The 25360-nt window shown below is 68.5% G+C and carries 24 protein-coding genes; 9 read left to right on the forward strand and 15 right to left on the reverse strand.

What is annotated here, in order from left to right; translation table 11 throughout:
* Window positions 1-92 precede the first annotated feature (92 nt).
* Window positions 93-1433, reverse strand: coding sequence for a hypothetical protein (locus tag AKJ08_RS19485; RefSeq protein ID WP_050726914.1), 1341 nt, complete (start codon window positions 1431-1433; stop codon window positions 93-95).
* Between the two features lie 427 nt (window positions 1434-1860).
* Here AKJ08_RS19485 and AKJ08_RS15610 point away from each other — a divergent pair, with 427 nt between their 5' ends.
* Entirely contained in the window at window positions 1861-2232 is a 372-nt protein-coding gene (locus AKJ08_RS15610) for a DUF423 domain-containing protein (protein ID WP_050726915.1), read from the forward strand.
* 28 nt (window positions 2233-2260) lie between these two features.
* Here the strand turns inward: AKJ08_RS15610 and AKJ08_RS15615 are convergent, their stop codons facing one another.
* Together AKJ08_RS15615 and AKJ08_RS15620 are read right to left on the reverse strand one after the other, a co-directional pair.
* The gene (locus AKJ08_RS15615) at window positions 2261-3238 is read right to left on the reverse strand and encodes a lysylphosphatidylglycerol synthase transmembrane domain-containing protein (RefSeq protein ID WP_050726916.1); all 978 of its coding nucleotides are present in this window, start codon (window positions 3236-3238) and stop codon (window positions 2261-2263) included.
* Window positions 3239-3244: 6 nt separating this feature from the next.
* A complete protein-coding gene (locus AKJ08_RS15620; protein ID WP_240475370.1) occupies window positions 3245-3742 on the reverse strand; it encodes a PaaI family thioesterase in 498 nt (165 codons plus the stop codon).
* A gap of 86 nt (window positions 3743-3828) precedes the next feature.
* Between AKJ08_RS15620 and AKJ08_RS15625 the strand changes: the two genes are divergently transcribed.
* The 6 genes from AKJ08_RS15625 (at window position 3829) to AKJ08_RS15650 (ending at window position 9110) form a co-directional block, all read left to right on the forward strand.
* Window positions 3829-4560 (forward strand): peptidylprolyl isomerase, encoded by a 732-nt coding sequence (locus tag AKJ08_RS15625; protein ID WP_205624743.1) that lies wholly within the window; start codon window positions 3829-3831, stop codon window positions 4558-4560.
* Window positions 4561-4766: 206 nt separating this feature from the next.
* Window positions 4767-5330 carry a NifU family protein gene (locus AKJ08_RS15630; RefSeq protein ID WP_050727618.1) on the forward strand — a complete coding sequence of 188 codons (564 nt, stop codon included), beginning with the start codon at window positions 4767-4769 and terminating at the stop codon, window positions 5328-5330.
* Window positions 5331-5428: 98 nt separating this feature from the next.
* Complete coding sequence (locus AKJ08_RS15635) at window positions 5429-5728, forward strand: DUF2795 domain-containing protein (protein ID WP_050726917.1); 300 nt, start codon at window positions 5429-5431, stop codon at window positions 5726-5728.
* A 125-nt stretch (window positions 5729-5853) separates the two neighbouring features.
* Window positions 5854-7479, forward strand: a complete 1626-nt coding sequence (locus tag AKJ08_RS15640; RefSeq protein WP_050726918.1) for a peptide chain release factor 3 — start codon at window positions 5854-5856, stop codon at window positions 7477-7479.
* Window positions 7480-7638: 159 nt separating this feature from the next.
* Window positions 7639-8535, forward strand: a complete 897-nt coding sequence (locus tag AKJ08_RS20515; RefSeq protein WP_240475371.1) for a hypothetical protein — start codon at window positions 7639-7641, stop codon at window positions 8533-8535.
* Window positions 8448-9110, forward strand: coding sequence for a sensor histidine kinase (locus tag AKJ08_RS15650; protein ID WP_420806371.1), 663 nt, complete (start codon window positions 8448-8450; stop codon window positions 9108-9110). The genes AKJ08_RS20515 and AKJ08_RS15650 overlap by 88 nt, the downstream gene beginning before the upstream one ends.
* A gap of 10 nt (window positions 9111-9120) precedes the next feature.
* Here the strand turns inward: AKJ08_RS15650 and AKJ08_RS15655 are convergent, their stop codons facing one another.
* The 12 genes from AKJ08_RS15655 to AKJ08_RS15710 are packed head-to-tail and all read right to left on the reverse strand — an operon-like array spanning window position 9121 to window position 21554.
* Window positions 9121-9555 carry a cytochrome C oxidase subunit IV family protein gene (locus AKJ08_RS15655; protein WP_050726921.1) on the reverse strand — a complete coding sequence of 145 codons (435 nt, stop codon included), beginning with the start codon at window positions 9553-9555 and terminating at the stop codon, window positions 9121-9123.
* Between the two features lie 2 nt (window positions 9556-9557).
* Window positions 9558-10226: a cytochrome c oxidase subunit 3 family protein gene (locus AKJ08_RS15660; RefSeq protein WP_240475373.1), complete on the reverse strand. Its 669-nt coding sequence runs from the start codon at window positions 10224-10226 to the stop codon at window positions 9558-9560.
* Window positions 10223-11872, reverse strand: coding sequence for a cytochrome c oxidase subunit I (gene ctaD / locus AKJ08_RS15665; RefSeq protein WP_050726922.1), 1650 nt, complete (start codon window positions 11870-11872; stop codon window positions 10223-10225). Before ctaD ends, AKJ08_RS15660 begins: the two co-directional genes overlap by 4 nt.
* A 34-nt stretch (window positions 11873-11906) precedes the next feature.
* Window positions 11907-12845 (reverse strand): cytochrome c oxidase subunit II, encoded by a 939-nt coding sequence (coxB, locus tag AKJ08_RS15670; RefSeq protein WP_050726923.1) that lies wholly within the window; start codon window positions 12843-12845, stop codon window positions 11907-11909.
* A gap of 5 nt (window positions 12846-12850) precedes the next feature.
* A complete protein-coding gene (locus AKJ08_RS15675) occupies window positions 12851-13702 on the reverse strand; it encodes an SCO family protein (protein WP_050726924.1) in 852 nt (283 codons plus the stop codon).
* On the reverse strand, window positions 13699-14091 hold the full coding sequence (locus AKJ08_RS15680) for a hypothetical protein (protein ID WP_050726925.1): 393 nt from the start codon (window positions 14089-14091) through the stop codon (window positions 13699-13701). Before AKJ08_RS15680 ends, AKJ08_RS15675 begins: the two co-directional genes overlap by 4 nt.
* Window positions 14084-15328, reverse strand: coding sequence for a hypothetical protein (locus AKJ08_RS15685; RefSeq protein WP_157370750.1), 1245 nt, complete (start codon window positions 15326-15328; stop codon window positions 14084-14086). The genes AKJ08_RS15680 and AKJ08_RS15685 overlap by 8 nt, the downstream gene beginning before the upstream one ends.
* Complete coding sequence (locus AKJ08_RS15690; RefSeq protein ID WP_050726927.1) at window positions 15325-15960, reverse strand: c-type cytochrome; 636 nt, start codon at window positions 15958-15960, stop codon at window positions 15325-15327. Before AKJ08_RS15690 ends, AKJ08_RS15685 begins: the two co-directional genes overlap by 4 nt.
* Window positions 15957-16490: a DUF3341 domain-containing protein gene (locus AKJ08_RS15695; RefSeq protein WP_050726928.1), complete on the reverse strand. Its 534-nt coding sequence runs from the start codon at window positions 16488-16490 to the stop codon at window positions 15957-15959. Before AKJ08_RS15695 ends, AKJ08_RS15690 begins: the two co-directional genes overlap by 4 nt.
* Window positions 16491-16492: 2 nt before the next feature.
* The gene (gene nrfD / locus AKJ08_RS15700; protein ID WP_050727620.1) at window positions 16493-17902 is read right to left on the reverse strand and encodes an NrfD/PsrC family molybdoenzyme membrane anchor subunit; all 1410 of its coding nucleotides are present in this window, start codon (window positions 17900-17902) and stop codon (window positions 16493-16495) included.
* Between the two features lie 14 nt (window positions 17903-17916).
* Window positions 17917-20961, reverse strand: a complete 3045-nt coding sequence (locus AKJ08_RS15705; protein WP_157370751.1) for a TAT-variant-translocated molybdopterin oxidoreductase — start codon at window positions 20959-20961, stop codon at window positions 17917-17919.
* Window positions 20958-21554 carry a cytochrome c3 family protein gene (locus AKJ08_RS15710; protein WP_240475375.1) on the reverse strand — a complete coding sequence of 199 codons (597 nt, stop codon included), beginning with the start codon at window positions 21552-21554 and terminating at the stop codon, window positions 20958-20960. Before AKJ08_RS15710 ends, AKJ08_RS15705 begins: the two co-directional genes overlap by 4 nt.
* A 483-nt stretch (window positions 21555-22037) precedes the next feature.
* Here AKJ08_RS15710 and AKJ08_RS15715 point away from each other — a divergent pair, with 483 nt between their 5' ends.
* Both AKJ08_RS15715 and hrpB read left to right on the forward strand, forming a co-directional pair.
* Window positions 22038-22646 (forward strand): hypothetical protein, encoded by a 609-nt coding sequence (locus AKJ08_RS15715; RefSeq protein WP_050726931.1) that lies wholly within the window; start codon window positions 22038-22040, stop codon window positions 22644-22646.
* Window positions 22647-22650: 4 nt separating this feature from the next.
* Complete coding sequence (gene hrpB, locus AKJ08_RS15720) at window positions 22651-25230, forward strand: ATP-dependent helicase HrpB (RefSeq protein ID WP_050726932.1); 2580 nt, start codon at window positions 22651-22653, stop codon at window positions 25228-25230.
* Window positions 25231-25360 lie beyond the last annotated feature (130 nt).

Raw genomic sequence — 25360 nt, forward strand, 5'->3', positions numbered from 1 at the left:
GAGGCCGCACGAAGGATCGACGCCGGCGAAAGCCGCCGGCGTATCACGGCTGCGACCTGGAGCCGCAGCCGTCCGAGCCTTATTCGATGCGACTAGCCCTTGGGCTTCGGCTGCGGCCGCCCGCCCTGCCGGCGCTCGCCGCCGCCCCGGCGCGGTCCGCCGGGCCTGGGGCCCGCCTTGGCGCCTCCCTTGGGACCAGCCTTGGGCGCGGCCTTCGCCGGAGCGGGCTCCATGGCACGAAGCCTTTCAGCGGCCTCGGCATTCCCCGCGCGCTCGAAGAGCTCCGCGGCCTTACGGGTCTTGCCCGCCACCTCGTAGCAGCGAGCGGCGAGCTCGTTCTCGCCGAGCTCCTCGAAGATCTGGCCGGCGTCTTCCGGCTGCCGATGCTCGTCGTAGATTTTGAGCGCACCGGCGGTGTCACCGCTCCGGGCGAGCCAGGGCGCGATCTCGAGGGGCGGCTTGCCCGCCTCGACGGCGGCGGCCGCCTCGGCCTTGGCGATCTCCGCGGCCTGCTCGTTGTCGCCGCCCTCGCGGAGCCAGCGGAACTTTTCGAGGGCCGAGGTGGCGAGCCGCGCCGCCTGGAGCGGGCGGCCGAAGCGGGCCCAGGCCTTCGCGGCGGCGGCGGGATCGCTCTCCTCGAGAGCCTTCGCCTCCACCTCGATCAGCCGGTCGGCCTCCTGGGTCTCGCCGGCCTTGTCGAAGGCGCGGGCGGCCTTGTGGGTCTTGCCGGCCTTCTCGAATGCGCGAGCGGCATCGCCCCACTGCTCGGCGCGCTCGTAGAGGCGGCCCACGTCCTCCCAGCGCTCGGCCTCGACGAGGAGCTGCATCAGCACGTCGCCCTGGCCGGCGGCGAGGAGCGCGGTCTCCTGCTGCTGCGGCGGGAGCTTCTTCGCCTCCTCGAGGAGGGCCTCGCGATCGCCGAGCTTGCCGAGGAGCTCCACCACCTTGGGGGCGTCGCCGGCGAGGCCGTAGAGGCGCGCGGCCTCCTTCGGCTGGTCGTGCTCCTCGTAGAGCTTGGCCGCCTCGCGGTACTTCCTCTCGTGCTCGTGGAAGGCGGCGACCTTGTCCCACTCGCCGGTGTGGGCGAGGAGCCACGGCGCGATCTTCACGTCGCCCGCCTCTTCCTTGGCGAGCTCCATGCGGCGCTCGTCGCCCAGGGCGCGCCAGACCTCGGCGAGGGTGGCGAAGACCTGGCGGCGCTTGGCCTCCTTCTCCTCATCCTCGACCGGACGCTGGCGCATCACGCGCAGGAGCGCGGTGAAGAGCTTGCCCCGCGTGTCCTGCGAGAGCTCGTCCAGGGAGTGCGACTTGCCGCCCTTGCGTGCGGCGGAGGCGAGCTTCTCCAGGGGCGGGAGCTGGGCCTCGAAGTCGCCGGCGAGGAGCGGCTTGTCCACGCCACGCGCCGCCTCGAGGGCAGCGGCCTCGAAGCCCACGGGGCCTCGATCCTCGCCGCGCCTGCCGCGACCGCCCTCACCGCGGCCACCCGGACCACCGGGTCCGCGGCCGCCGAAGCCGCCAGGGCCACCGGGGCCACGGCCGCCGAAGCCACCAGGACCACCGGGGCCACGGCCGCCAAAGCCACCCGGACCACCCGGACCACCAGGCCCACGGCCTCCGGGCCCGCCGGGGCCACGCCCGCCGGATCCACCCGGACCCTGACCTCCGCCCCCGAAGCCCTTCGCACCCGTCTCGCGTTCGTTCGCCATAATCCGTGCATCCTAGCAGCGGCCCGAAAGGCCCCGGTCGGTTTCAAGCTGCGTCATTGGTATCTTTGCGCCCGGCTGTCAACTGCCGCGTGCGCCGAAGGCCGGCGGCTCCGAGCGGAACTCGTCGAACGAACTCTTCGAATGGACCTCTGCGATGCACAAGCTTTGGCTGGCCCTCGGGGCGATCAACGCGCTGGTCTCGGTTGCGGCCGGGGCGTTCGGAGCTCACGGGCTGCGGCAGCGGCTCGGCCCCGACCTCCTGGCGATCTTCGAGACCGGCGCCCGCTACCAGATGTACCACGCCCTCGGACTCCTGGCCTTGGGGCTCCTCGTACGGCACGGCCGCACGGGCCTCTCGACTGCCACCGGCTGGACGATGTTCGCCGGGATCGTGATCTTCAGCGGCAGCCTCTATCTGCTGGCGCTCACGGGGGTTCGCGGCTTCGGCGCGATCACGCCCATCGGCGGCCTCGCGTTCCTCATCGCGTGGGCCCTCTTCGCCGCGGTCGCGATCCGCGGGCACTGAACCTCCGGCCGCTTTTCCGTCGGGGCCGTCAGGCCGCGGAGCGCTTGGAGTCCGGACGCCCCTCGTCGATGGTCCCCGACGCGCCGTGGCGCAGCAGGGCGACGGCGCCCAGGGCCACGCCGAGCCAGAGGGTAGCGAGCCTGCAGAGGAGCGCGGCGCCGAGGGCCTGGGGCCGGGTGATTCCGGCCACGAGGTGGAGGGCCCCCTCCTGCAGCGCCGCGTCAGCGACGCCGAGGCCGCCAGGCGAGGGCGCGCCGGCGATCGACGAGAACGCGTAGAGGAAAGTGGCCACCGAGAGGTTGGCTCCGCCGACGCCGAAGCCCTCGAGGATCAGCCAGTAGCCGACGGCCTCCGCGCCCCAGGCGACCGCGGAGAGGACGAGGGTGAGCGCCAGTGGGACCGGCGCAAGACAGGTCCTCATCCCGACGTAGAGCTCCTCGAGGCGGCCCTCGATCTTCGCGAGTCCGGGGATCCGGCCCATGGCGCGGATCGTCCCCAGGGAGAGGGTCCGCGACGAGAGGAAGAGGATCCCCCCGACGCAGACGCCGCCGACGGCGAAGAGCGCGCTCGCGCCCTCGGCGAAATAGGTCGTCACGCCGATGGCGGCGAGGCCCACCACCGCGAGGGCGTCGGTCCCCCGCTCCGCGATCAGGGCGGGCACGGTCTTCGTGAGGGGGTCGCCGGTGGCCTGCCTCACGAGGTAGGGCTTCAGGAGCTCCCCGGCCTTCCCCGGCGTGATCGTCATGGCCAGGCCGGCGAGGAAGATCGACGCGTTCTCGCGGGTGTCGATGCGGACGCCGAGGCGGCGGAGCAGGTAGCTCCACTTGGCGAAGCGCAGCGCGTAGTTCGCGAGGGAGAGCCCGACGATCGGCAGGAGGAGGGAGAGCCGGAAGCTCGAGAGCTCGCTCGCCAGCGCAGGGATCCCCGCCCACAGCGAGAAGCCGAGGTAGAGGAGCGCGCCCATGGCCACGCCGATGAGCGCCCAACGCCGGAACCGCGCGATCAAGCGAGCCTAGCCCCAGCGGTGATAGGCCGGATGTCCCGGCTTCACCGCCACGAAGGTGCCACGGGACGTGGCGCAGACCTTGCCGCCAGCCTCGAGCGTGGCCTCGACGACCGCCCGATCGTCCCCGGATTCGACGATCCGCGCCACGAGGTGGACCGGCTCATTCGAAGGGATCGGCCGGCGGAGCTTCACCGCGTACTCCGCCGTGACCGTGCATGGCGGTTCGGACGCGCCGGCCTTCCGCATCAGATGCCACGCAGCCGTCCAGTTGCTGTGGCAGTCGAGGAGCGTGCCGGTGATGCCGCCGCTCAGCATGCCGGGGAAGGCCTCGTGATGGGCCTGGGGCATCCAGTCGGCGACCACCGTCTCGTCCTCGGGCACGCTTCGGATCCGCAGGCCCTTCTCGTTGGCGGGTCCGCATCCGAAGCAGATGCTGTTGGGCGCGTAGCGCTCCTGCAGGCTGGGCTGGCTCATGGCGGCCCGGAGCGTAACCCAATCTCGCATCGCCCGCCTCCTTCGAGACCCTGAAAGCCCCGCGGTGATCTATGGTCGCTCCTTCGCTCGCGTAGACCTCGTCCAAGGAGCCCCTCGTGAAGCCTTCTCAGCTGCTCGTGCCCCTCGCCCTCTGCCTCCTCGCCCTCGCCGGCTGCAAGGAGTCCTCGAAGCCCGCCGCGCAGGTGTCGCCGAAGGAAGAGGCCGGCGCACCGAAGGCCGCGCCCAAGGAGGAGAGCAAGGCCAAGGGTGCCCAGGATCCCGCGCTCCTCGACCCCTCCATGGCCAAGGCCACCGCGCCCGCCACCTACAAGGTGAAGTTCGACACGACCAAGGGCTCGTTCACGGTGGAGGTCCACAGGGACTGGGCGCCCCAGGGCGCGGACCGCTTCTACAACCTCGTGAAGATCGGCTTCTTCGACGACGTGGCGTTCTTCCGCGCGATCGAGGGCTTCATGGTCCAGTTCGGGATCAGCGGCGATCCGAAGGTGGCGGCGGTCTGGCGCGACGCGACGATCCCCGACGATCCGCCGACCCAGGCGAACACCAAGGGCAAGATCACCTTCGCGACGTCCGGCCCCAACGCCCGCACGACCCAGGTCTTCATCAACTACGGCGACAACTCCCGCCTCGACGGGATGGGCTTCGCGCCCTTCGGCGAGGTGGTGGACGGCATGTCGGTCGTCGATTCGCTCTACAAGGGATACGGCGAGGGCGCGCCCCGCGGCCATGGCCCCAATCAGGGCTTGATCCAGACCAAGGGCAACGAGTACCTCCGCAAGGACTTCCCGCTCCTGGACTACGTGAAGACGGCCCGGATCGCGGAGTAGGCCCGCTCGCCCGCACCTTGAGCGGGCCGGCGCGGAGCCGAAGGCGTAGCAAAAGAAGAGGAGCGACATGCGCGCGAAGCGCGCCTGAAGGAGTCGGACCCGCTTCGGCGGGGCCGATTCCTTCATTCGCCCCGAACGGAAGCGCGCGGATGCGCGCGCCGTTATAGATGGACCGAAACGATTTTCACGAAGCGAGGAGCGAAGAGATGAGCCAGGCGCACGATCCGATCCGGTTGGAGTTCACCCCCAACCCGAACACGCTGAAGTACGTGCTCGCACGCCAGCTCCTCCCCCGGGGCACCGCCAACTTCCTCAACAAGCAGGCGGCGGAGACCTCCCCCCTCGCCCACCGCCTCTTCGACGTGGCGGGAGTCGAGGCCGTGATGGTGGGCCCGACCTTCGTGACCGTGACGATGACCTCCGACGCGGACGCCGCCCTGCTGAACGACGGCGTCCACACGGCCCTCCACGCCCACCTGGACTCGGGCGAGCACCCGGTCGACCCGTCCTCCATGGCGACGAGCGCCGGCGGCTCGGACGACGATCCGGTGGTCGCGAAGATCCGGGCGATCATCGAGGACGAAGTCCGCCCTGCCGTGGCCATGGACGGCGGCGACATCACCTTCGAGCGCTTCCAGGACGGCGTGGTCTACGTCTACATGATGGGCTCGTGCTCGTCGTGCCCCAGCTCGACCGCCACCTTGAAGATGGGGATCGAGAGCCGCCTCCGGGAGGAGATCCCCGAGGTCGTCCAGGTCGTCCAGATCTGACCCGGAGTCTGCTCCGCCTCCGGCTTCGCCAAAGCCCTGCGCTTCTCGCGTCCGATTGTCATCGTTTCCTCGGGAGTTTCATCCCGAGGAGGCGAACGATGGCGTTTGGCATCGGCGAGAAGCCTGAGCTCAGCCCGGCTGCGATCCTGCAGGAGGTCGACTATCCGGCCACCCGGGAGACGTTCGTCCTTGCCGCCGAGGACTCGGGCGCGCCGGTGGACGCGATCAACTTCCTGAAGTCGATGCCCGATCGCGAGTACGCGAGCGCGGACGAGGCCCTGCGCTACTTCGCGGAGGCGGACGCCCGCTTCGGAATGTGGAGCAAGGACGTCCAGCACCGCGGCGACATCGGCAAGGAGATGATCGAGCCGCCGGGCGAGCACGCGCACCACCCCTGACGCGCCCTGGCGCGGAGCCGAAGGCGGAGAATCGGTCCCTCGAAAGCGGGGCCGATTTCTTCACTCGCGTCGGCGGAAACGATCCGCTCCCCCGGCGGTTCGATCTCGGATAGAAACCCACCATCATGTCTGACGCACTCACCACGCTCGAGGCGGCCCGGCGCCGCACCTTCGCGATCATCTCGCACCCCGACGCGGGCAAGACGACGCTGACGGAGAAGCTCCTTCTCTACTCCGGCGCGATCCACCTCGCCGGCAGCGTGAAGGCCCGGCGCGCCAGCCGGCACGCGACCTCCGACTGGATGGCCATCGAGAAGGAGCGCGGCATCTCGGTGACCTCCTCGGTGCTGCAGTTCGAGCACAAGGGTCTCCAGTGCAACCTCCTCGACACCCCGGGCCACCAGGACTTCGGCGAGGACACCTACCGGACCCTCGTCGCCGCCGACGCGGCGATCATGCTCCTCGACAACGCCAAGGGCGTCGAGCCGCAGACGAAGAAGCTCTTCCACGTGGCGCGCCTACGTCGGACACCCGTCGTCACCCTGATCAACAAGTGCGACCGCGAGGGCAAGGATCCGCTCGACCTGATGTCCGAGGTGGAGCAGGTGCTCGGCATCGCCACCGTGCCGCTCGACTGGCCGATCGGCTCGGGCAAGGGCTTCGTCGGCGTCTACGACCGCCTCGACCGCAAGGTGCACCTCTTCTCGCCCGGGCGGCACGGCGAGGAGATCGTCGCGGAGGAGGTGCTCGATCCGGACGATCCGCAGCTGCGGGAGCGCATCGGCGACTCCCTTCACGACAAGCTCCGCGAAGACCTCGAGCTCCTCGAGGCGGCGGGCGAGCCCTTCGACCACGAGCGCTTCCTCGCCGGCGAGCAGACGCCGGTCTTCTTCGGCTCCGCCGCGACGAACTTCGGCATCGGGCCCTTCCTGGATCGCTTCGTGACCCTGGCGCCGCCCCCCGGGCCCCGGGAGACTCGCGACGGCGGCGTCCGCGAGGCGAACGACCCGGCCTTCTCCGCCTTCGTGTTCAAGATCCAGGCGAACATGGATCCCTCCCACCGCGACCGGCTCTGCTTCGTGCGGATCTGCTCCGGCCGCTACGAGAAGGGGATGAAGGTCCGGCACGCGCGCCTGGACAAGGAGCTCAAGCTCGCAATGGCGCACACGCTCCTCGGCAGGGATCGCGTCTCCGTGGAGGAGGCGTACGCCGGGGACATCGTCGGCCTCGTCGATACCCAGCACGTCCTGCGCATCGGCGACACGGTCTCGACCGATCGCGGGCCGGCCTTCAACGGCGTGCCGCGCTTCTCGCCGGAGATCTTCGCCACCCTGCACCTCGCGGATCCGCTGCGGCGCAAGCAGCTCGTCGAGGGCCTCACCCAGCTCGCCGAGGAAGGCGCGGTGCAGATCTTCTTCCGCCGCGGCCAGGGCGCGCTCGATCCGATCGTGGCGGTGGTGGGCGTGCTCCAGCTCGAGGTGCTCCAGGCGCGGCTCGAGGCCGAGTACTCGGTGCGGATCAAGGTGGAGCGGCTGGGCTTCTCCCACGCCCGCTGGCTCGACGGGATCGACGATCCCGTCAAGGCCGCCCGGGCGATCGTGGGCACCCACGTGGACGACACCGACGGCCACCCGGTGGTCCTGCTGCGCAACGATTGGGAGCTGGGCGTGGCCGAGAGGGAGAACCCCAAGGTTGGCTTCCTCACCACCTCGCCGCTCGACGCCACCGGTACCGTCCAGACCGTTCGGTAGCGCTTCCGCCCTCCGTGAGAACGCCACGCTCCCGATGGAGGGGGCGGGGCCCTCGCGGGAATGGTTTCACCGGCGCCTCGCGGGCACGATAGTCTTGCCCACATGGCTCTCTGGGGGAAGTCGCCGAGAGGAAATCGCGCGAGCCAACGGATCGTGAGCGTGAAGGGCCTCTTCCTGGCCTCCATGCTCACCCTCGGCGGCATCGCGGTGGCGGCGGCGGTCGCGCTGCTGACGCTCACCGCCCTCTTCAACACGGCGACGACGGTGGTGACCCGTGAGCTGGAGTCCATCCACGCGATGGGCGAGATCCGGACGAACCTCCTCCTCTTCAGCCGGGAGGCCCTCCTCTTCGCAGAGACTCGCGACGCCGGCCATCGGGAGGCCCGCGACCGCGCCAGGCGAAACATCTTCGACTGGCTCCTGGTGGCCAGGCAGGCCGCGAGCGACCCCGACGAAGAGCGCCAGATCGACGGGATCCGCGATTCGGTCGACGCCTACCTGGCGCGGAGGTCCGACCTCCGCGCCGAGGGGCGCCTGACGCCGATCGAGATCCTCACGCTCTCCGCCCCTGCCTTCAACCAGGCCCTCACAGCCGTGAGCGCGTACATGTACGAGTCGCGCGCCGAGGCCATGGAGACCCAGCGCCACGTCGACCACCTCAGCCGCGCGGTGACCGACGTCTCCGTGGTCTTCGTGATCATCCTCCCGCTCGCGATCCTCGGCGTGATCGCGTCGTCGAGGCGCGGCGTCTTCCGGCCCTTCAACTACCTCCGCTCCGCGCTGTTCGCCTACTCCTCGGGTGACACCAAGGCCCGCGCCCCGAGAGCGGCCCCGTCGAGCTCAGGGAGATGGCCTTCACCTTCAACGAGCTCGCCGAGACGCTCGAGCAGCAGCGGCAGAACCGCTACGGCGCCCTCCTCGCGGTGGCCCACGACCTCCGGAACCCGCTGGCGGCGCTCAAGACGACGGTGGCCCTCACCGAGCGGCGCCGCAGCCAAGGCACTCTCAGCCCCGAGCAGCTGGACCAGCAGCAGCGCCGAATCGCCACCCAGGTGAACCGCCTCAACCGAATGGTCTCGGATCTCGTGGACATGACTCGGATCGAGCTCGGCAGGGTCGAGCTCGACACCCAGACCAACGATCTCCGCGACCTGGTGATCGAAGCCGACGAGCTCTTCGAGGACGCGTCGCCGATCCACCAGCTCGTGATGGACCTTCCTCCCGAGCCGCTGATGGTTTGCTGCGACGCGACCCGCATCGGGCAGGTGCTAAACAACCTGATCAGCAACGCGATCAAGTATTCGCCCCAGGGCGGCGTGGTGGAGCTGCGCGCCGGGACCGAGGGCCGCTGGGCCTGGGTGGAGGTCGAGGATCACGGTCTCGGCATCGCCCCCAAGGATCACCTCCGGATCTTCGAGCCCTTCCAGCGGGTCGGCCGCAAGGAGGAGATCCCGGGGGTCGGCCTGGGCCTCTCGGCGGCCCGAAGGCTGATGGAGGCCCACGAGGGGCGCATCGAGGTGGAGAGCGCGCTGGGCAAGGGGTCGACCTTCAAGATCCGGCTCCCCCTGCGCCAAAAAGACGAAGGCCCCAAGGGCGAACGCCCCGGGGCCTCCATGGATCAACGCCCGTAGAAGCCGGGAGCTACTTCGCGGCCTCGACCGCGGCCTGGCTCTTGCCGGCCTCCGGCAGGGGATGACCGGAGACGCCGGGGGGATAGCCCGGACGGCTCACGCCCACCGTGGCGCCGCGGGTCGGATCGACGTCGTGGCGGGTGAACTTGTCCCAGAGCGTCGGGCCCGTGAAGATCACGAGGAAGAGCAGCCCGGTGAGGAAGACCACGCCGTTGAAGCGGTCGTGATCGTGCTTGAGGTTCATGAAGTAGAGGACGACCAGGCTCGCCTTGACCACGGCCACCGCCATCGCGACGACGAGGTTCCAGTCGCCGAAGTGGAACTGGGAGATGAAGACCGTGATGAAGGTGAGGAAGAGCAGGCCGCCGAACACGCCCCCGTAGATCATGAGCGGGAGCGGTTCGTGGTGGAGCTCTTCGGCGTGGGGATGGCTCTCGTTCGACATGTTCAGGCCACCAGGTAGAAGAGGGGGAACAGGAAGATCCAGACGAGATCGACGAAGTGCCAGTAGAGGCCCGTGATCTCGAGCGGGGTGTAGTAGCCGCTGTAGAAGCGGCCCTTCTTGCCGAGGATGATGAGCCACAGGATCAGGCCCATGCCGATGATCACGTGGAGGCCGTGGAGGCCCGTCATCACGAAGTACAGACCGTAGAAGATCTGCGGGTTCGGGACGTCCTTGAGGCCCTCGTAGGTGTACCAGTACGACGGCAGTGTCCCCTCGTGGAACTTGTGGGGCCACTCGAAGCCGAGCTTGATCACCATGAAGCCCGCGGCGGCGACCAGCGTGATGACCAGGAAGGCCATCATCTGCTTCTGCTTGTTCACCATCGCCGAGCGGATCGCCAGGGCCATGGTGAGCGAGCTCGTGATGAGCACCACCGTGTTCAGCGTGCCGAGGGGAACCGAGAGCGTGCGGTGCGCCGCCTCGAAGGTCTCGGGCATGAGGGAGCGGAAGTACGAGTAGGCGACGAAGAGACCGCCGAACATCAGCGTCTCGGTCGCCAGGAAGATCCAGAAGCCGAGCTTCGCCGCGGAGAACTCGCTCTCCGCGTTGGCGAAGTGGTGGCCGACCGTGTGTCGCTTTACGGAGTCGGGAATGCCTGCGATCTGGCTCACGCGACCCTCCGGGAGGGGACGGGCTCCTGGTCGGGGTAGACGTAGGGCCCGGTGGTGACGTGGGGGGTATCGACGAAGTTCTCGGTGATCGGCGGCGACTGGGTCTGCCACTCGAGGGTGGAGGCGCCCCAGGGGTTCGCCGGCGCGATCCGGCCGCTACGCAGCGACTGGAGCAGGTAGGCGGCGATCAGGAGGAAGCCCACCGCCAGGATCCACGAGCCGACAGACGAGAACGCGTGAAGGTTCTGGAACTGCTCGAGGTAGGTGGCGTAGCGGCGCGGCATCCCGCGGAGACCGAGCACGAACTGGGTGAAGAACGTGATGTTGAAGCCCACGAAGAGGATGCAGGCCGCGAGCTTCGCCAGGGGCTCGTTGTACATGCGGCCGGTCATCTTCGGCCACCAGTAGTGCAGGCCGCCGATGAACGCGAAGACGGTGCCGCCCATCATCACGTAGTGGAAGTGCGCGACCACGTAATAGGTGTCGTGGAGGTGCACGTCCGTGGCCAGCGTGGCCAGCGGGAGGCCGGTGAGGCCGCCGATGGTGAACTGGATGAGGAAGGCGAGGATGAAGAGGAGCGGCGACTCCAGCTTGATCGAGCCCTTATAGAGGGTCGCGGTCCAGTTGAAGATCTTCACCGCGGTGGGGATCGCCACGAAGAAGCTGAGGAAGCTGAAGACCATGCCCGCGAACTCGGACTGGCCCGAGACGAACATGTGGTGGCCCCAGACGAAGAAGCCGATGAAGGCGATCGCCAGCGAGGAGAGGGCCACGAAGCGGTAGCCGAAGACCGGACGCCGGGTGAAGGTGGCGATGATCTCGGAGACCACGCCGAAGCCCGGGACGGCCATGATGTAGACGGCCGGGTGCGAGTAGAACCAGAAGAAGTGCTGGTAGAGGATCGGGTCGCCGCCCAGCGCGGGGTCGAAGATGCCCACGCCGAGGACGCGCTCCATCGCAGTGAGGAGCAGCGTGATCGCGAGGACCGGCGTCGCCAGCAGCTGGATGACGCTGGTCGCGTAGAGCGCCCAGATCAGCAGCGGCATGCGCATCCAGGTCATGCCCGGCGCGCGCAGCTTGTGGGTGGTGACGATGAAGTTCAGGCCGGTGAGGATCGACGAGAAGCCGAGGATGAAGGCGGCGAACGTCATCGAGACCACGGCGGTGTTCGTCGTGATCGAGTACGGCGTGTAGAAGGTCCAGCCGGTGTCGACCGCGCCCGCGACCATCGAGTACAGGGCGAAGGCCGCGCCGATGACGTAGATGTACAAGCTGGCGAGGTTCAGCTTCGGGAACGCCACGTCCTTGGCGCCCAGCTGCATCGGCAGGAAGAAGTTGCCGAGGGACGCCGGGATCGACGGCACCAGGAAGAGGAAGACCATCACCACGCCGTGGAGCGTGAAGATCTGGTTGTAGACCTTGTTGCCTACCAGCATGCCGCCCGGGTTGAGGAGCTGCAGGCGCACCAGGATGGCGAAGATGCCGCCGATGAAGAACGTGGTCAGGATCGCCATGAGGTACATCATGCCGATCCGCTTGTGGTCGACCGTGAACGCCCAGGACTTCCAGCCCTTAGTGGCGTTCCAGTAATGGACCTTCGGAAGGCTCTCAGGCGATTCCGAGGTGGGTACGTTTGCGATGCTCATTTCGCCTTCCTTCAGCGTAGACGGGATGAAACGCCTACTTGAGGGACTTGATGTATTCGATGAGTCCGTCGATCTCGCGGTCGGTGAGCTGCCCCTGGAAGCTCGGCATCACCGGCGGGAAGCCCCTGACCGTCGTTGCACGCGGCGTGAGGAGCTTGGTGCGGATGTAGTTCTCGTCGACCATCGCCTTGGTTCCGTTGTCCAGCTCCACCTCGTGGCCGAAGATCCCCTGGAAGCCGGGGCCGACCTTCGCGGAGGTATCCGTGTTGTGGCAGGTGAAGCAGGCCTTCGACTGGAAGAGCTTCGCGCCGAGCTCGGGCAGCGGCGTGGTCGTATCCTCCTTCGCGGTCTCCTTCATCCAGGCGTCGTACTCCTCCTGAGTCTGGACGATGATCTTCGCGAGCATCTCCGAGTGGCCGTCGCCGCAGTACTCCGCGCAGAAGACCTGCTGGGGACCGAGCACGGTCGGCTGGAACCAGAAGGTGGAGTAGCGGCCCGGCACCACGTCCATCTTGTTCCGGAAGGTCGGAACGTAGAAGGAGTGGATCACGTCGGTCGAGGTCATGACCAGGCGCACGGGCTTGTCGATCACCGCGTGGAGCTCGTTCATCTCCTTGAGGCCGTTCGGGTACTCGAAGGTCCACGACCACTTCGCGCCCGTCACGTGGATGTCGGTCGCGTCACCGGGGGCGCGCGAGACGTACATGAAGGTCTTGAAGCCCCAGAGGAACATCGCGATCACGAGGACCAGCGGGATGATCGACCAGGTGAGCTCGAGCGGGAGGCTGTGCGAAGGCCCCACGCCCTCCTTGTGCCCGCGCTTGTAACGCCAGACGAAGAAGACGATCGCGCCGACGATCAGCACCCAGAAGAAGATGCTGAGGTAGTGGATGAAATAGTAGACCGAGTCGACGTCCTTGGCGAACGTCGAGGCCTGCGGCGGGAAGAGGAACGAGTCGTGATTGGTCGACATGACAGTCAGCTCTTGCGCAAGGAGGAGCGGCGCCAATTGATGAAGAGGAAGGCACCGAGGCAGACCAGGGTGAGCGCACCCCCGTACCGCATCAGCCTCTGGGCGAAGAGAACGTACTCCTTGGAATCATCGTCGAAGTGGTAGCAGAAGAGCAGGAGCTTATCGATCGTGCTCCCGACCTTTCCCTTGGATGCGTCGAGGAGGGCGAGCTTGAGGTTGGAAGCGGGGAACTCGATCCCGTAGAGGTAGCGGCTGATCTTTCCCTCGGGCGAAGCGACGAAGATCGCGGCGGGGTGCGCCCACGTCTGCTCCTTCTCCACCCAGTGGTACTTGAAGCCGAGGGCGTCGGCCAGGCGCTGCACCTCGCCCTCCTCCGCGGTGTGGAAGTTCCAGCCGGTCCCGAAGTCCGTGCGGTTCGCCAGCTCCAGGATGGTGTCGCGCTTCTTGGCCGCGAGGTCGGTGGTCTCCTTGGGATCGATGGAGACCGTGACGACCTCGAACTCCTTGCCCGGCAGGTACTGGAGCTCGCCAATGGTCTTGGCCACGCCGTTGAGCACCAGGCCGCAGAGCATCGGGCAGCCGTAGTAGACGAGGTTGACGATCACCGGACGGCCGCTCTGGAAGTAGTCCCCGAGCAGCACGTCCTTGCCGGTGTGGTCCTTCAGCTTCACGTCGAGCGGAAGCATCTCGCCCAGATGTTCCTCCACGTCCACCGTCTCGAGCTGCTTGGGCAGCACGTTGGCGGGCGGAGAGAGCTCCCTCAGGCCTCCCGGAGCGCGCTGGGCGCCCGCGAGGCTTGGGATCGCGGCCAGGATCAACCCGGCCGCGACGAGCCATCTGGTGGACGAGCGCTTCACTTCGACGTGGCCTCCGCGGCGGCCGGCCTGACGATCGTCTGCGGGATCCCGGCTGCCTGGCGCTCGCGCGCCTCGCTCACGAAGAGCTTCATGCCGTCGGCGACGGGGATCCGGTAGATCCCCTTCTCCGCGTCGACCACGCCGGCGGTGCCGAGCTGCTCGTCGTTGTAGGCGCGGAGCTGCTCGAGCGGCGGCGAGCCGAGCGAGAGCACCTGGCTGTAGTGGATGGCCTCGGCCTCCCGCGCGAAGTACGCGTAGAGCACGTAGGAGGTGACGGCGAGGACGATCGCCATGACGGCGAGGGAGACCCCGACGGTGCCGACGTTGGCGCGGTCGGCTTCCGCCTCTGCGGCGCCGTGGTGCGGATGTTCGTGAGCGTTCTCAGCCATTCTCGTGACCCAGGGAGGAGCGGAGGAAGGGATCGCCGACGGGGATCAGCGGGTTCTTGCCGAGCCGCCAGGCCAGCATGCCCACGTAGAGCCCGCCGATGCCGAGGAGCGCGGAGAAGGTGATCCAGCCCACCTGCGGGCCCATGTGATCGTGATCGAGGCTGGGGAGAACCAGCCAGAAGATGTCGATCGCGCGGCCGATCAGCACGATGATCGCGGCGATGAGCAGCGGCGCGAGGTTCCGCTTCGCGTGACGCGAGAGCAGGACGATGAACGGGAGCACGAACGTCATGAGGATGAGCGCGAGGCTGGTGCCCGCCCACGGTCCCCAGCGGTCGAGGAACCAGAAGGTCTCCTCGGGGATGTTCGCGTACCAGATCAGGAAGTACTGGGAGAACGCGATGTAGGCGAAGAACACCGTGAAGCCGAAGAGCAGCTTGCCCAGGTCGTGGTAGTGCTCGATGGTCACGACACCAGCGAGGAGGCCGCTCCGCTGCAGCAGGAACGCGATGACGATGAGGAGCGCCAGGGTGCCCTGGATCCCGCCGGCGAAGTAGTACACGCCGAAGATCGTCGAGAACCAGTGCGGCGAAAGCGACATCAACCAGTCGAAGGCCGCGAAGGTCGTGGTGAGCCCGAAGATCATCATGCCGGGAGCGCTGAAGGTCTTCAGCGAGGCGAGGATCCGAGCGCCGTCGCCCTTGTCCTGCTGGACCGACTTACGGCTCAGGTAGATCGAGAGCAGGGTCCAGAACACGAAGTAGAGGACCGCCCGGATCACGAAGAAGGGCACGTTGAGGTAGGCCGACTTCTCCTGCAGGAGGGCGTCGTGCGCCACCTCGGCCGGATCCGCCCACTCGTAGAGGTGGTGCATGCCCACGAGGATGGGGATGAAGAGCAGCGCGAAGAGCGGCAGCGTCGACATCGACGCCTCCGCCAGGCGCCGCACCACCACGCCCCACTTCGAGCCCGTGATGTGGTGCAGGAGCACGAAGAAGAGCGAGCCCAGCCCGAGGCTGAGGAAGAGCATGTAGGCGAAGAGGTACGAGCCGAAGGCCTGCGTGGGCTCGAGCAAGGTCGTGCCCAGCAGGGTCGCCGCGATTCCCAGCACGCCGACGGCGAACGCGGAGACCGCCACCCGCTTCGAGCGGGCCGACTCCCAGTGGATCTGGTCGAGTCTCACCGACGGCGAGTGGTGAGCGTCGAGGCTGGGCGCCATCGTAGACGAAGAGCTCATCTCAGGTTGTTCCTCAGCTCGGGCGGGACGTCCTCGAGGCTGGCGTGGTGGGAGCGCTGGAGCGCCTGGATGTAGGAGACGATCGCCCAGCGATCCCCCTCGGAGATCTGCTTGGCGTAGGAGGGCATGGTGCGGACGCCGTGGGAGATCACGTCGAAGAGCTGCCCGGGGACGAACTCGAGGATCCGCTCGTCGTGGAAGCTCGGCGGCGGGATCCAGCCCTTGGTGGGCACGATGCCCTTGCCGGTGCCGACCGCGTCGTGGCAGGGCGCGCAGTAGATGTTGTAGCGCTGCTGCCCGCGGGCGAGGAGGCCCTCGGAGAGCTCCACCGGGTACTGGGCGACGGGCTTACCGGCCGAGTCCACGCCCCGGTAGAAGGCGTCGTCCGCCTTGAGGGCGTCCCGGGCCACGGTGTGCTCGGGCGGCAGCCTCGCCGTCCGGCCGTCGGGCCAGAAGTGCGACTGGCTCTGGGCCTTGGCCTTGGGCTGGTTGTTCATGTTGGTGACCGGCAGGAAGAAGTGGTCCACCCACTTCGACGGCACCAGGAGCGGCGGCTCGGTGCTGGTGCCGCCACGGCAGCCAGCGAGCGCGAGCGCCGCGAAGAACGAGAGAAGGAGCATCCGGCGAATCACGGTGTCTCCAGGAGCGCGATGCGCTTGCCGCCGACCTGCTCGAGCAGGTCGCGGGTCTTGGTCAGGTCGAAGCGGGGGTCGTCCGACTCCACCGAGAGGTAGAACTTGTCGTCGGTCATCCGGCGCAGGTTCGGGTGCATGAGCACCGGGTGGTGCCACCTGGGCAGCCCGTTGAGCGCGAACATCCCGAAGACGGTGCCGAAGGCCGAGAGGAGGATCGTCAGCGCGAACGTGACGGGGACGAAGGCCTGGAAGCTGAAGAAGGGCTTCCCGCCGATCACCATCGGGTATTCGATCGTGCTCGACCACCACTGGAGCCCGAGGCCGATGCTCGCACCGGTGATCCCGCAGGCGAGGACGATCCAGCCGAGCTTGGAGTCGGGGATCTTCATCGCCTTGTCGAGGCCGTGGATCGGGAACGGGATGTGAGCGTCGTAGTCGCGGTAGCCGGCGGCCTGGAGCTTGCCGGCTGCCGAGACGATCTCCGCGGGCGTGTCGAACTCGGCGACGAGGACTTTGTGCTTTGCCATCTCTAGTGCGCCTCCGCCACGAGGTCACCCTCGTTCCGGTGGCCGAAGTGGGGATCGGCCTGCGGGGTGACGCTCTTCACCTCGGCGATGGCGATCATCGGGAGGAAGCGGATGAAGAGCAGGAAGAGCGTGAAGAAGAGGCCGAAGGAGCCGATGAAGGTGAGGAGATCCCACTTCGACGGCATGAAGTAGCCCCAGGACGAAGGCAGGAAGTCCCGGTGGAGCGACGTGACGATGATCACGAAGCGCTCGAACCACATGCCGATGTTCACCACGATGGAGAGGACGAACATCACCGGGATGCTGCGGCGGAAGCGCTTGAACCAGAAGAACTGCGGCGAGATCACGTTGCAGGTGATCATCGTCCAGTAGGCCCAGGCGTAGGGACCGAAGGCGCGGTTGATGAAGGCGAAGCGCTCGTACTCACCGCCGCTGTACCAGGCGATGAAGAACTCCATGGCGTAGGCGTAGCCGACGAGGGTGCCGGTCAGGAGGATGATCTTGTTCATCTTCTCCAGGTGACCGATCGTGACGAGATCCTTCAGCCCGAAGAGCTGCCGGGCGAGGACCATCAGCGTCACCACCATGGCGAAGCCGGAGAAGATGGCGCCCGCGACGAAGTACGGCGGGAAGATCGTCGTGTGCCAGCCCGGGATCACCGAGGTCGCGAAGTCGAACGACACGATGGTGTGCACCGAGAGCACCAGCGGCGTGGAGATGCCGGCGAGGATCAGGTAGGCGCGCTCGTAGTTGATCCAGTGCCGCATCGAGCCGCGCCAGCCCAGGGAGAACAGGCCGTAGAGCATGGCCCGCGTCTTGGTCTTGGCGCGATCGCGGAGGGTGGCGAGGTCGGGGATGAGACCGACGTACCAGAAGAGGAGCGAGACCGTACCGTAGGTACCGACCGCGAACACGTCCCAGAGGAGCGGGCTGCGGAAGTTCGGCCACATGCCCATCGCGTTGGGCAGGGGGGCCAGGTAGTAGGTCATCCAGATCCGGCCGACGTGGATGCCCGGGAAGAGCAGCGCGCAGGCCACGGCGAAGAGGGTCATCGCCTCGGCGAAGCGGTTGATCGAGGTCCGCCACTTCTGCCGGAAGAGGAAGAGGATGGCGGAGATCAGCGTACCGGCGTGACCGATACCGACCCAGAACACGAAGTTCGTGATGTCCCAGGCCCAGCCGACCGGCTGCTGGAGACCCCAGATACCGATACCGGCCCAAACCAGATACATCACCGTGCCGCCGAACGCGGCAAGGATGCCCAGCGAGAGCGCCAGGACGATGTACCAGGCCATCGGCGTCTTGCGCTCGGTGACCTCGGACACCAGGTGGGTGATGTCGTGGAACGACGGGTTGCCGGATACGAGCTTCTCCTCCTCTACGAGCGAGGCCGGCAGAATTGCTTCTGGAATGAGATTGGGGCGGCTCACGATGCCATCTCGGGGTTCGGGTTCCGGATGCGGGCCAGGTACGAGGTGCGAGGCTGCACGTTGAGCTCGCCCAGCATCTCGTAGTTCCGCGGCTGGGCCTTGAGCTTGCTCACCCGGCTGTTGGGGTCGTTGATGTCACCGAAGGTGATCGCCTCGGTGGGGCACGCCTGGGCGCAGGCCGGCGTGATCGCGCCGTCCGGCACCTTCTCCTGCCCGCGCAGCTTCGCGTCGCGCTTGCCGACGTTGATCCGCTGGATGCAGTAGGTGCACTTCTCCATCACGCCGCGGGTCCGCACGGTCACGTCCGGGTTGAACGCGAGCTCGCGAACTGCCGTGATCTCGCCTTCACCGCCGACGTGGTGATAGTCGAAGAAGTTGAAGCGGCGGACCTTGTACGGGCAGTTGTTGGAGCAGTACCGGGTGCCGATGCACCGGTTGTAGACCATGTCGTTGAGGCCGCCGTCCTTGGAGTGGACGGTCGCGGCCACCGGGCACACGTTCTCGCAGGGCGCGTTCTCGCACTGCATGCACGTGACCGGCTGGTGGACGACCTGGGGCTCGGAGAGATCGCGGTCGTTCTCCGCGTTGGTGCTCGCGAAGTACCGGTCGATGCGGATCCAGTGCATCTGCCGGCCCATGCGGACCTGCTCGGGACCGACGACGGGGATGTTGTTCTCCGCCTGGCACGCGATCATGCAGCCGTTGCAGCCGACGCAGGAGTTGAGGTCGATTGCGAGACCCCACTGCTGCCCGACGTACTCGTGCTGCTTCCAGAGCGCGAGGAGCGGCGGGTGCTTCACCATCTGCCGCGCGAATGCCGGGTTCTCGGTGTACTCCGAGACCGTGCCCTCGCGGACCAGCGGGCGGCCCTCCATCGACTGATGGTTCTGCGTGGTGGGCAGCAGCGCCGTCCCGGCGATCCGGCCCACCTTCGCGCCCGTGGCGCTCCAGAGGGTGTCGGCGGTGCGGAGCTTGTAGGAGTCGAAGCCGCGGCCGTTGCCGACGCGCCCGGCGTGGGTGCGCCCGTAGCCGAGGGCGATCGCCACCGTGTTCTCGGCGAGGCCCGGCTGCACCCAGACTCCCGCGTCGAGGGTGCGTCCGCCGACCTCGATCCGAACCATCTCGTTCGTCTCGAGGCCGAGCACCTTCGCGGTGTCGGGGCTGACCATGGCCGCGTTCGACCACGTGAGCTTCGTCATCGGATCCGGCAGCTCCTGGAGCCAGCCGTTGTTGGCGAAGCGGCCGTCGAGGACCTTGTTGTCGGCGACGAAGACGAGGTCGAGCGAGCCCGGAGACGCAGCAGGGGGCGCAACGATCGTCCGGACGGCGCCGGCGATGGCAGCGCCGTCCACCGTGGCGGAGCGGAGCTGGTTGCCCTCGACCACGCCGTCGTGGAGCGCCTTGCGCCAGTCGGCCTCGGTGCCCTTCTCGGCGAGGAAGGCGCCGTGGACGATGTCGAAGCCCTTCTTCGGCGCGCCCGCGATCTGGGCGAGGATCTCGATCTTGCTACGGCCATCCCACAGCGGCGCGACCAGCGGCTGCACCACCGAGTAGGTTCCGTCGAGAGCGACCGCGTCGCCCCACTCCTCGAGGAAGTGGGTCTCGGGGATCGTCCAATCGGCGAGCTGCGACGTCTCGTTCGGCGCGACGGCGAGGTGGATCTTGTGTTTCGCCTTGGCCATCGCCGCGCTGAAGCCGAGCTCCACCGGGGCGTCGTAGGCGGGATTCCCGCCGAGGATCACCAGGGTGTCGACCTGCCCGGCCTCGAGGGACTTGGCGGCGGCGGAGAGCTGCACCACCCGGCGCTGGTCGGGAGCGTTCGCAACCGGAGCGTAGGAGACGGTCTCGCCGACGTTGCCGAGGGCCTCGTTGATCGCGAAGCCGATGGCCTGGATGCCGGCCGGCTGGTGGGCGCCCACGGCGACCACGCTACGGCCACGCTTCGCCGCGAGCTCGCGGGCCAGGGCCTTGACGAACTTCTGCGGGAAGGCGTCCGACGGAGCGGCGATCCCGGCGGGGACGTCCACGCCGTTCTTCTGGAGCTCGGCGGCGAGCGCGCGGAGGAACGGGCCAACCTCGCCGGCGCGGACGCGCAGGCGGTGGTCGGCGGTGCCGCCGGTGACGGTGAAGACCGGCTCGATCGCCCAGAGGCGGTTCATGCCGCCCGGGGCGTCCGGCTGCCGGCGCGCCGCCCAATCCCGGCTGTAGCGCAGGTGGAAGGCACTGCTGCCGAAGAGGTCGGCGTCGACGGCGACGATGCTGTCGGCGTGCTCGAGGCGGTAGACCGGCTGGAGGGCCTCGCCGAAGGCGAGGCGGGAGGCCGCGACGGTCTCGTCGTCACCGATCGGATCCCACTCGGCGATCGTCGCCTCGGGGAGCGCCGCCCGGAGCTTCGCCACCATGGCGGCGAAGGCGGGAGAGGTCGAGGCCTCGTGGAGGACGAGGAGTCCCCTGCCGTCGTTCTTCCGGAGCTCGGCGAGCCGCTCGTTCCAGAAGACGTCGTACGAGGTCCAGGTCGAGTCGACGCCGCCCTCGAGGACGCGAACGGTCCGGTCGGGATCGTAGAGGCCGAGGACCGCGCCCTGCTCGAAGGAGCAGGCACCGCCCAGCGACGCGGGGTGGAGCCGGTTGCCCTCGATCTTCGTGGGCCGGCCGTCATGGGCCTCGACCACAAGGCCGGTCACCATGCCGGAGACCGCCATCGTGGTGGCGTAGAACTGCGGGAGGCCGGGGAGCGTGTCCTCAGGACGCCGCGACAGCGGGACGATCTTCTCGACCGGACGGCGGCAGCCCGTGAGGCCGGCGAGGGCCACCGAGGCGCCCATCAGCGAGAGGAAGCTGCGGCGCGAGACGGGATCGAGGAGCTCGGACGCACCCTCCGGGAACTCCCGGCGGAGGAAGTCCTGGGCCTCCTTGGTGCCCTCGACCTGATCCAGGCTACGCCAGTAGGTCTTGCCACCCTCGGTCACCGGGAGGAGGGCCTCGTCGTGATCGTGGTGATCGTGGTCGTGATCGTGTTCGTGTTCGTGATGGCGGCTCATCGGTGGCACCCCGAGCAATCGGTCGGCGGGGAGACGTGGTACTTCTCCACGAGCTCCTGGCCAAGCTGTTCGCGGTCCCCTTCCGGCGCCCAGCCCATGTTGGTGATCTGATCCTTCGGGCGCAGGTGCGGACCCGGGTTCCGGTGGCAGTCGAGGCACCAGCTCATGCTGAGCGGCTCGCTCACCCGGACGGTCTCCATCTGGTCGACGCGGCCGTGGCACTCCACGCAGCCCACGCCCTTGTTCACGTGCTGTGCGTGGCTGAAGTACGCGAAGTCCGCCACCTTGTGGACCTTGATCCACTCGATCGGCGTGCCGTTCGCGTAGCTCTCCCGCACCAGCGCGAGCTTGGGCGAGTCGTGCTTCACCACGGTGTGGCAGTTCATGCAGATGTCGGCGGACGGGACCGAGGCCTTGGGGCCCTTCTCCACCGCGACGTGGCAGTAGCGGCAGTCGATCCCGAGGTCACCCGCGTGCAGCTTGTGGCTGTACGCCACCGGCTGGGTCGGCGCGTAGCCGACCTCCGTGTGCTTCGGGGAGAACCAGAACCAGATGACGAAGATCGCCACGCCGGCGACGATCGCGGTCGCCACGGGAAGGACCTTCGGAACCAGATCCGCCCAGGGCGGAAAGACGTATGGGACCGGCGAGTCGTCGCGTTCGTCCGGTCGATGTCCGGGAGCATCCACTGAAGTCGCCCTACCTTATGAAGAAGCCACGCGGCCGATCGCGTAGACCGACGGCGCGGAACCAGGTTCGACTGGCTGAATCGACCGGCCTTTGGCAAGTCTCATGCCGATTGCCTCAAAGTCGACCAAGCACACTCTCTCTCGCTCGACATCCGAGCCACTGCGGCGATCTGCCGCGGCACCTTGCCGCACCCGTCCGCTCTGCCACACACCGCCGGCACCGCCGGTCGCTACAAGGGGTGTACAGGGGGTGAGCGATTCCGCCTGCGAGATCGCAAAGCTCGCTGGCGAGATCGTCCGTTCCCACGTACAAGTCCGTGCGCGTGCCGGAGTCGGATGGACGGCCGCGGACTTCTAGCCCATGGCCGGACCGTAAGGAAGCATTTTTTGCGTATCAGACATTGGCTGGCGATCGGCGGCTTGATCGCTTTGGTGACCGTCGCCGGAGCCGTCTTCATCGTGAAATACGGCGCCGAAAACGTGATCGGCTCGGGGCAGGCCTTCGTGGAGAAGACGGCCGTCTCGACCCTGCGGACCCTGCACTGGGCACAGGGTCTCTTCCGCGAGCGCGCGTGGCTCGATCAGGACGGAAACGGCGTCGCCGAGTTCGGGACGATGGGCCAGCTCGCCGGCAGGGATCGCCTCCCGAGCGGAGAGGTCCTGCCGAACTCCCTGGTCCCCTCCGCGGGTACGCGGGTGACCGGCGAGATCCTCGAGGCCGGCGGGTATTGCTTCCGCTACGACCTCCCGGACTCCACCCACGATCGGGAGCGACGCTTCATCGCGTACGCCTGGCCGCGGCTCCTCGACGCAGGCCGGAAGATCTATTGCATCGACCAGGACGAGCAGATCTACGAGACGAAGAACCCCGAGGGGATCTTCGGCTGCGACGGGCCGGGGCCCGCCGTGGGGAGCTGCCCCACGGGTGATCCGCCCGCCGGCTGGATCCGCTGGAAGAACAAGACCAACAAGCTCTCGGTGGGCGCAGCGCCCTAGGCATATGGACCGCCGCCCTCCCCTCCCGATCGACCCGCTCCTTCCCGGGATCGTCGACGCCCTCGCCCAGGCGGGATCCGTGGTGATCGAGGCGCCGCCGGGTGCCGGAAAGACCACGAGGGTCCCTCTCGCGCTCCTCGAGTCCGGCCGCTTCGGCAGCGGCGAGATCCTGGTGCTCCAGCCCCGGCGCCTGCCGACCCGGCTCGCCGCGCAGCGGGTGGCAGAGGAGCTCGGCGAGGACATCGGGAGGCGCGTCGGTTACTCGGTGCGCTTCGAGGAGGTGGGTGGCCCCGAGACCCGGCTGCGCTTCGTCACCGAGGGGATCCTCACGCGCCGCCTCCTCGCCGATCCGACGCTGCGCGGCGTCTTGGCGGTGGTCCTCGACGAGTTCCACGAGCGGCACCTCGCGGGCGATCTGGGCCTGGCCCTCCTCCGCCGGCTCCAGCGCGGCGCTCGCCCGGACCTCAAGCTCGTCGTCATGTCCGCCACTCTCGCCGCCGAGCCAGTGGCCGACTACCTCGGCGGCGCCCCGCGGATCCGCAGCGAGGGCCGGCGCTTCGAGGTGGAGCTCCAGCACCTCGAGAGGCCGGATGAGCGGCCCCTCGCCGAGCAGGTCGCGGGCGCCGTGAAGCGGATGCTGCAGGCGGGCCTCGACGGCCACCTCCTCATCTTCCTCCCGGGCGCCGGCGAGATCCGCCGGGCCGCCGAGGCCCTCGCGCCGGTGGCGGAGGCACAGGATCTCCTCGTCCTCCCGCTGCACGGCGATCTACCCCCCGCCGAGCAGGATCGCGCGGTGCGCCCCAGCTCGCGCCGCAAGGTGATCCTCTCCACCAACGTGGCCGAGACCTCGGTGACGATCGACGGGATCGCCGCTGTGATCGACGCCGGCCTCGCCCGGATGGCGGGGCACTCGCCGTGGAGCGGCCTGCCCACGCTGCAGATCGCCAAGGTGAGCCAGGCCTCAGCGATCCAGCGCGCCGGCCGCGCGGGCCGCACCCGGGCCGGCAAGGTGCTCCGGCTCTACACCCGCCACGACTTCGACGGGCGGCCCGAGCGCGACGCGCCCGAGATCCACCGCCTCGACCTCGCCGAGCTCCTCCTCTCGCTCCACGGCGCCGGCGTGAAGGATCCGCGATCCTTCGAGTGGTTCGAGCCGCCGCTGCCTGCCGCCCTCGACGCGGCGGAGTCGCTCCTCGTCCGCCTCGGCGCCCTCGACGACGCCGGCGCGCTCACCGAGGTGGGAAAGCGCCTTCTCGCGTTCCCCATCCACCCGCGCCTCGGCCGGATGGTCGTCGAGGGCGAGGGCCGCGGCGTCGGTCCGGACGCGTGTGTGCTCGCCGCTCTCACAGCGGAGCGGGATCTCCGCCAGGACGCCCGCGTCGACTTCGGCGGCGGCAGGGGCCGGGCGGCGGCGGCCGGCTCCTCGGATCTCCTCGAGCTCCTCTCGCGCTTTCGTGAGGCGGAGGCCGCCCGCTTCGCGCCGCAGCGCATGCGGGCGATTGGACTCGATCATCGCGCGACGGAGGCCGTGGATCGATCGCGACGACAGCTCCAGCGGCTCCTGGGCGGCAAGGCGCCCGAAGCACCGCGGACGGCCGCGGCCCGGGAGGAGGCCCTCCTCCATGCGGTGCTCGCCGGCTTCCCGGACCGGGTCGCCAGGCGCCGGACTCCCACGGGCCGGGAGCTGGTGCTCTCTGGCGGCGGCTCGGCCAGGCTCGCGGACTCGAGCGTGGTCCACGACGCGCCCTTCGTCGTTGCGGTCGCCGCCGAGGAGCACGCGGCCCGGCCCGGCGCCGCGAGGAGCGGCCTGATCCGCCTGGCCTCCGCGATCGAGCCAGAGTGGCTCCTCGAGCTCTTCCCCGACGAAGTGGCCGAGCGCGACGAGTGGATCTGGGATTCCACCGCCGAGCGGGTCGAGAGGGTGAGCCAGCTCCGTTACGGCGCCGTGGTCCTCGACGAGAGCCGGGGACCGGCGCAGCCCTCCGAGGAGACCGCCCGCGTCCTCGCCAAGGCTGCCCTCGCCCGAGGGATCTCTGCCTTCGCGGCGGAGGGCGAGATCGAGGGGCTCCTCTCGCGGCTGCGCCTCGCGGCGGCGGAGCTCCCGGAGGCCGGATGGCCCGCCATCTCCGACGAGGCGATGGAGGACGCACTCACCGCGGCCTGCGAGGGCCTGCGGAGCTTCGCCGAGCTGCGCGAGGTTCCGCTGGCCGACCGGCTCCTTTTCTTGCTCACCCCCGAGCAGCAGCGCCTCCTCGCCAGGGAGCTGCCGGAGCGCGTCGCGCTGCCCGGCGGCAAGGGCGTGAAGATCCACTACGAGGAAGGTCGGCCGCCGTGGATCGAGTCGCGGCTCCAGGACTTCTTCGGGATGACCAAGGGTCCGGCGATCTGCAAGGGGCGCGTCTTCCTCACGCTCCATCTCCTCGCGCCGAACCAGCGGGCCGTGCAGGTCACGCGGGATCTGGAGGGGTTCTGGGAGCGGCACTACCCCGCGATCCGCAAGGAGCTCTCGCGACGGTATCCGCGGCACTCGTGGCCGGAGGATGGCCGCACCGCGTCGCCTCCGGCGGGCGGGCGAATCCGGTAGCGCCCGGCCGCGTTTTCGCCAGGGCAGGAGCCGCTACGGTGCCGCCGAAACGCACACGGCCGGTGCGGCGATCTCGCATCCGAGACGCCGACCGGCCGCGGTCGGAGCGAACGGCCGCGCAGCGTGCGCG

The organism is Vulgatibacter incomptus (genome assembly GCF_001263175.1).
GTDB lineage: Bacteria > Myxococcota > Myxococcia > Myxococcales > Vulgatibacteraceae > Vulgatibacter > Vulgatibacter incomptus.

Bases quoted from the DNA above. Each gene is read 5' to 3' on its own strand.
- AKJ08_RS15630 (WP_050727618.1), top strand. From the start codon at position 4,767: ATGAGCCAGGCGCACGATCCGATCCGGTTGGAGTTCACCCCCAACCCG.
- AKJ08_RS15620 (WP_240475370.1), bottom strand. From the start codon at position 3,742: ATGCGAGATTGGGTTACGCTCCGGGCCGCCATGAGCCAGCCCAGCCTG.
- AKJ08_RS15695 (WP_050726928.1), bottom strand. From the start codon at position 16,490: ATGGCAAAGCACAAAGTCCTCGTCGCCGAGTTCGACACGCCCGCGGAG.
- AKJ08_RS15685 (WP_157370750.1), bottom strand. From the start codon at position 15,328: ATGAGCTCTTCGTCTACGATGGCGCCCAGCCTCGACGCTCACCACTCG.
- AKJ08_RS15640 (WP_050726918.1), top strand. From the start codon at position 5,854: ATGTCTGACGCACTCACCACGCTCGAGGCGGCCCGGCGCCGCACCTTC.
- AKJ08_RS15680 (WP_050726925.1), bottom strand. From the start codon at position 14,091: ATGGCTGAGAACGCTCACGAACATCCGCACCACGGCGCCGCAGAGGCG.
- AKJ08_RS15705 (WP_157370751.1), bottom strand. From the start codon at position 20,961: ATGAGCCGCCATCACGAACACGAACACGATCACGACCACGATCACCAC.
- ctaD (WP_050726922.1), bottom strand. From the start codon at position 11,872: ATGAGCATCGCAAACGTACCCACCTCGGAATCGCCTGAGAGCCTTCCG.
- AKJ08_RS15655 (WP_050726921.1), bottom strand. From the start codon at position 9,555: ATGTCGAACGAGAGCCATCCCCACGCCGAAGAGCTCCACCACGAACCG.
- coxB (WP_050726923.1), bottom strand. From the start codon at position 12,845: ATGTCGACCAATCACGACTCGTTCCTCTTCCCGCCGCAGGCCTCGACG.
- AKJ08_RS15610 (WP_050726915.1), top strand. From the start codon at position 1,861: ATGCACAAGCTTTGGCTGGCCCTCGGGGCGATCAACGCGCTGGTCTCG.
- AKJ08_RS15635 (WP_050726917.1), top strand. From the start codon at position 5,429: ATGGCGTTTGGCATCGGCGAGAAGCCTGAGCTCAGCCCGGCTGCGATC.
- hrpB (WP_050726932.1), top strand. From the start codon at position 22,651: ATGGACCGCCGCCCTCCCCTCCCGATCGACCCGCTCCTTCCCGGGATC.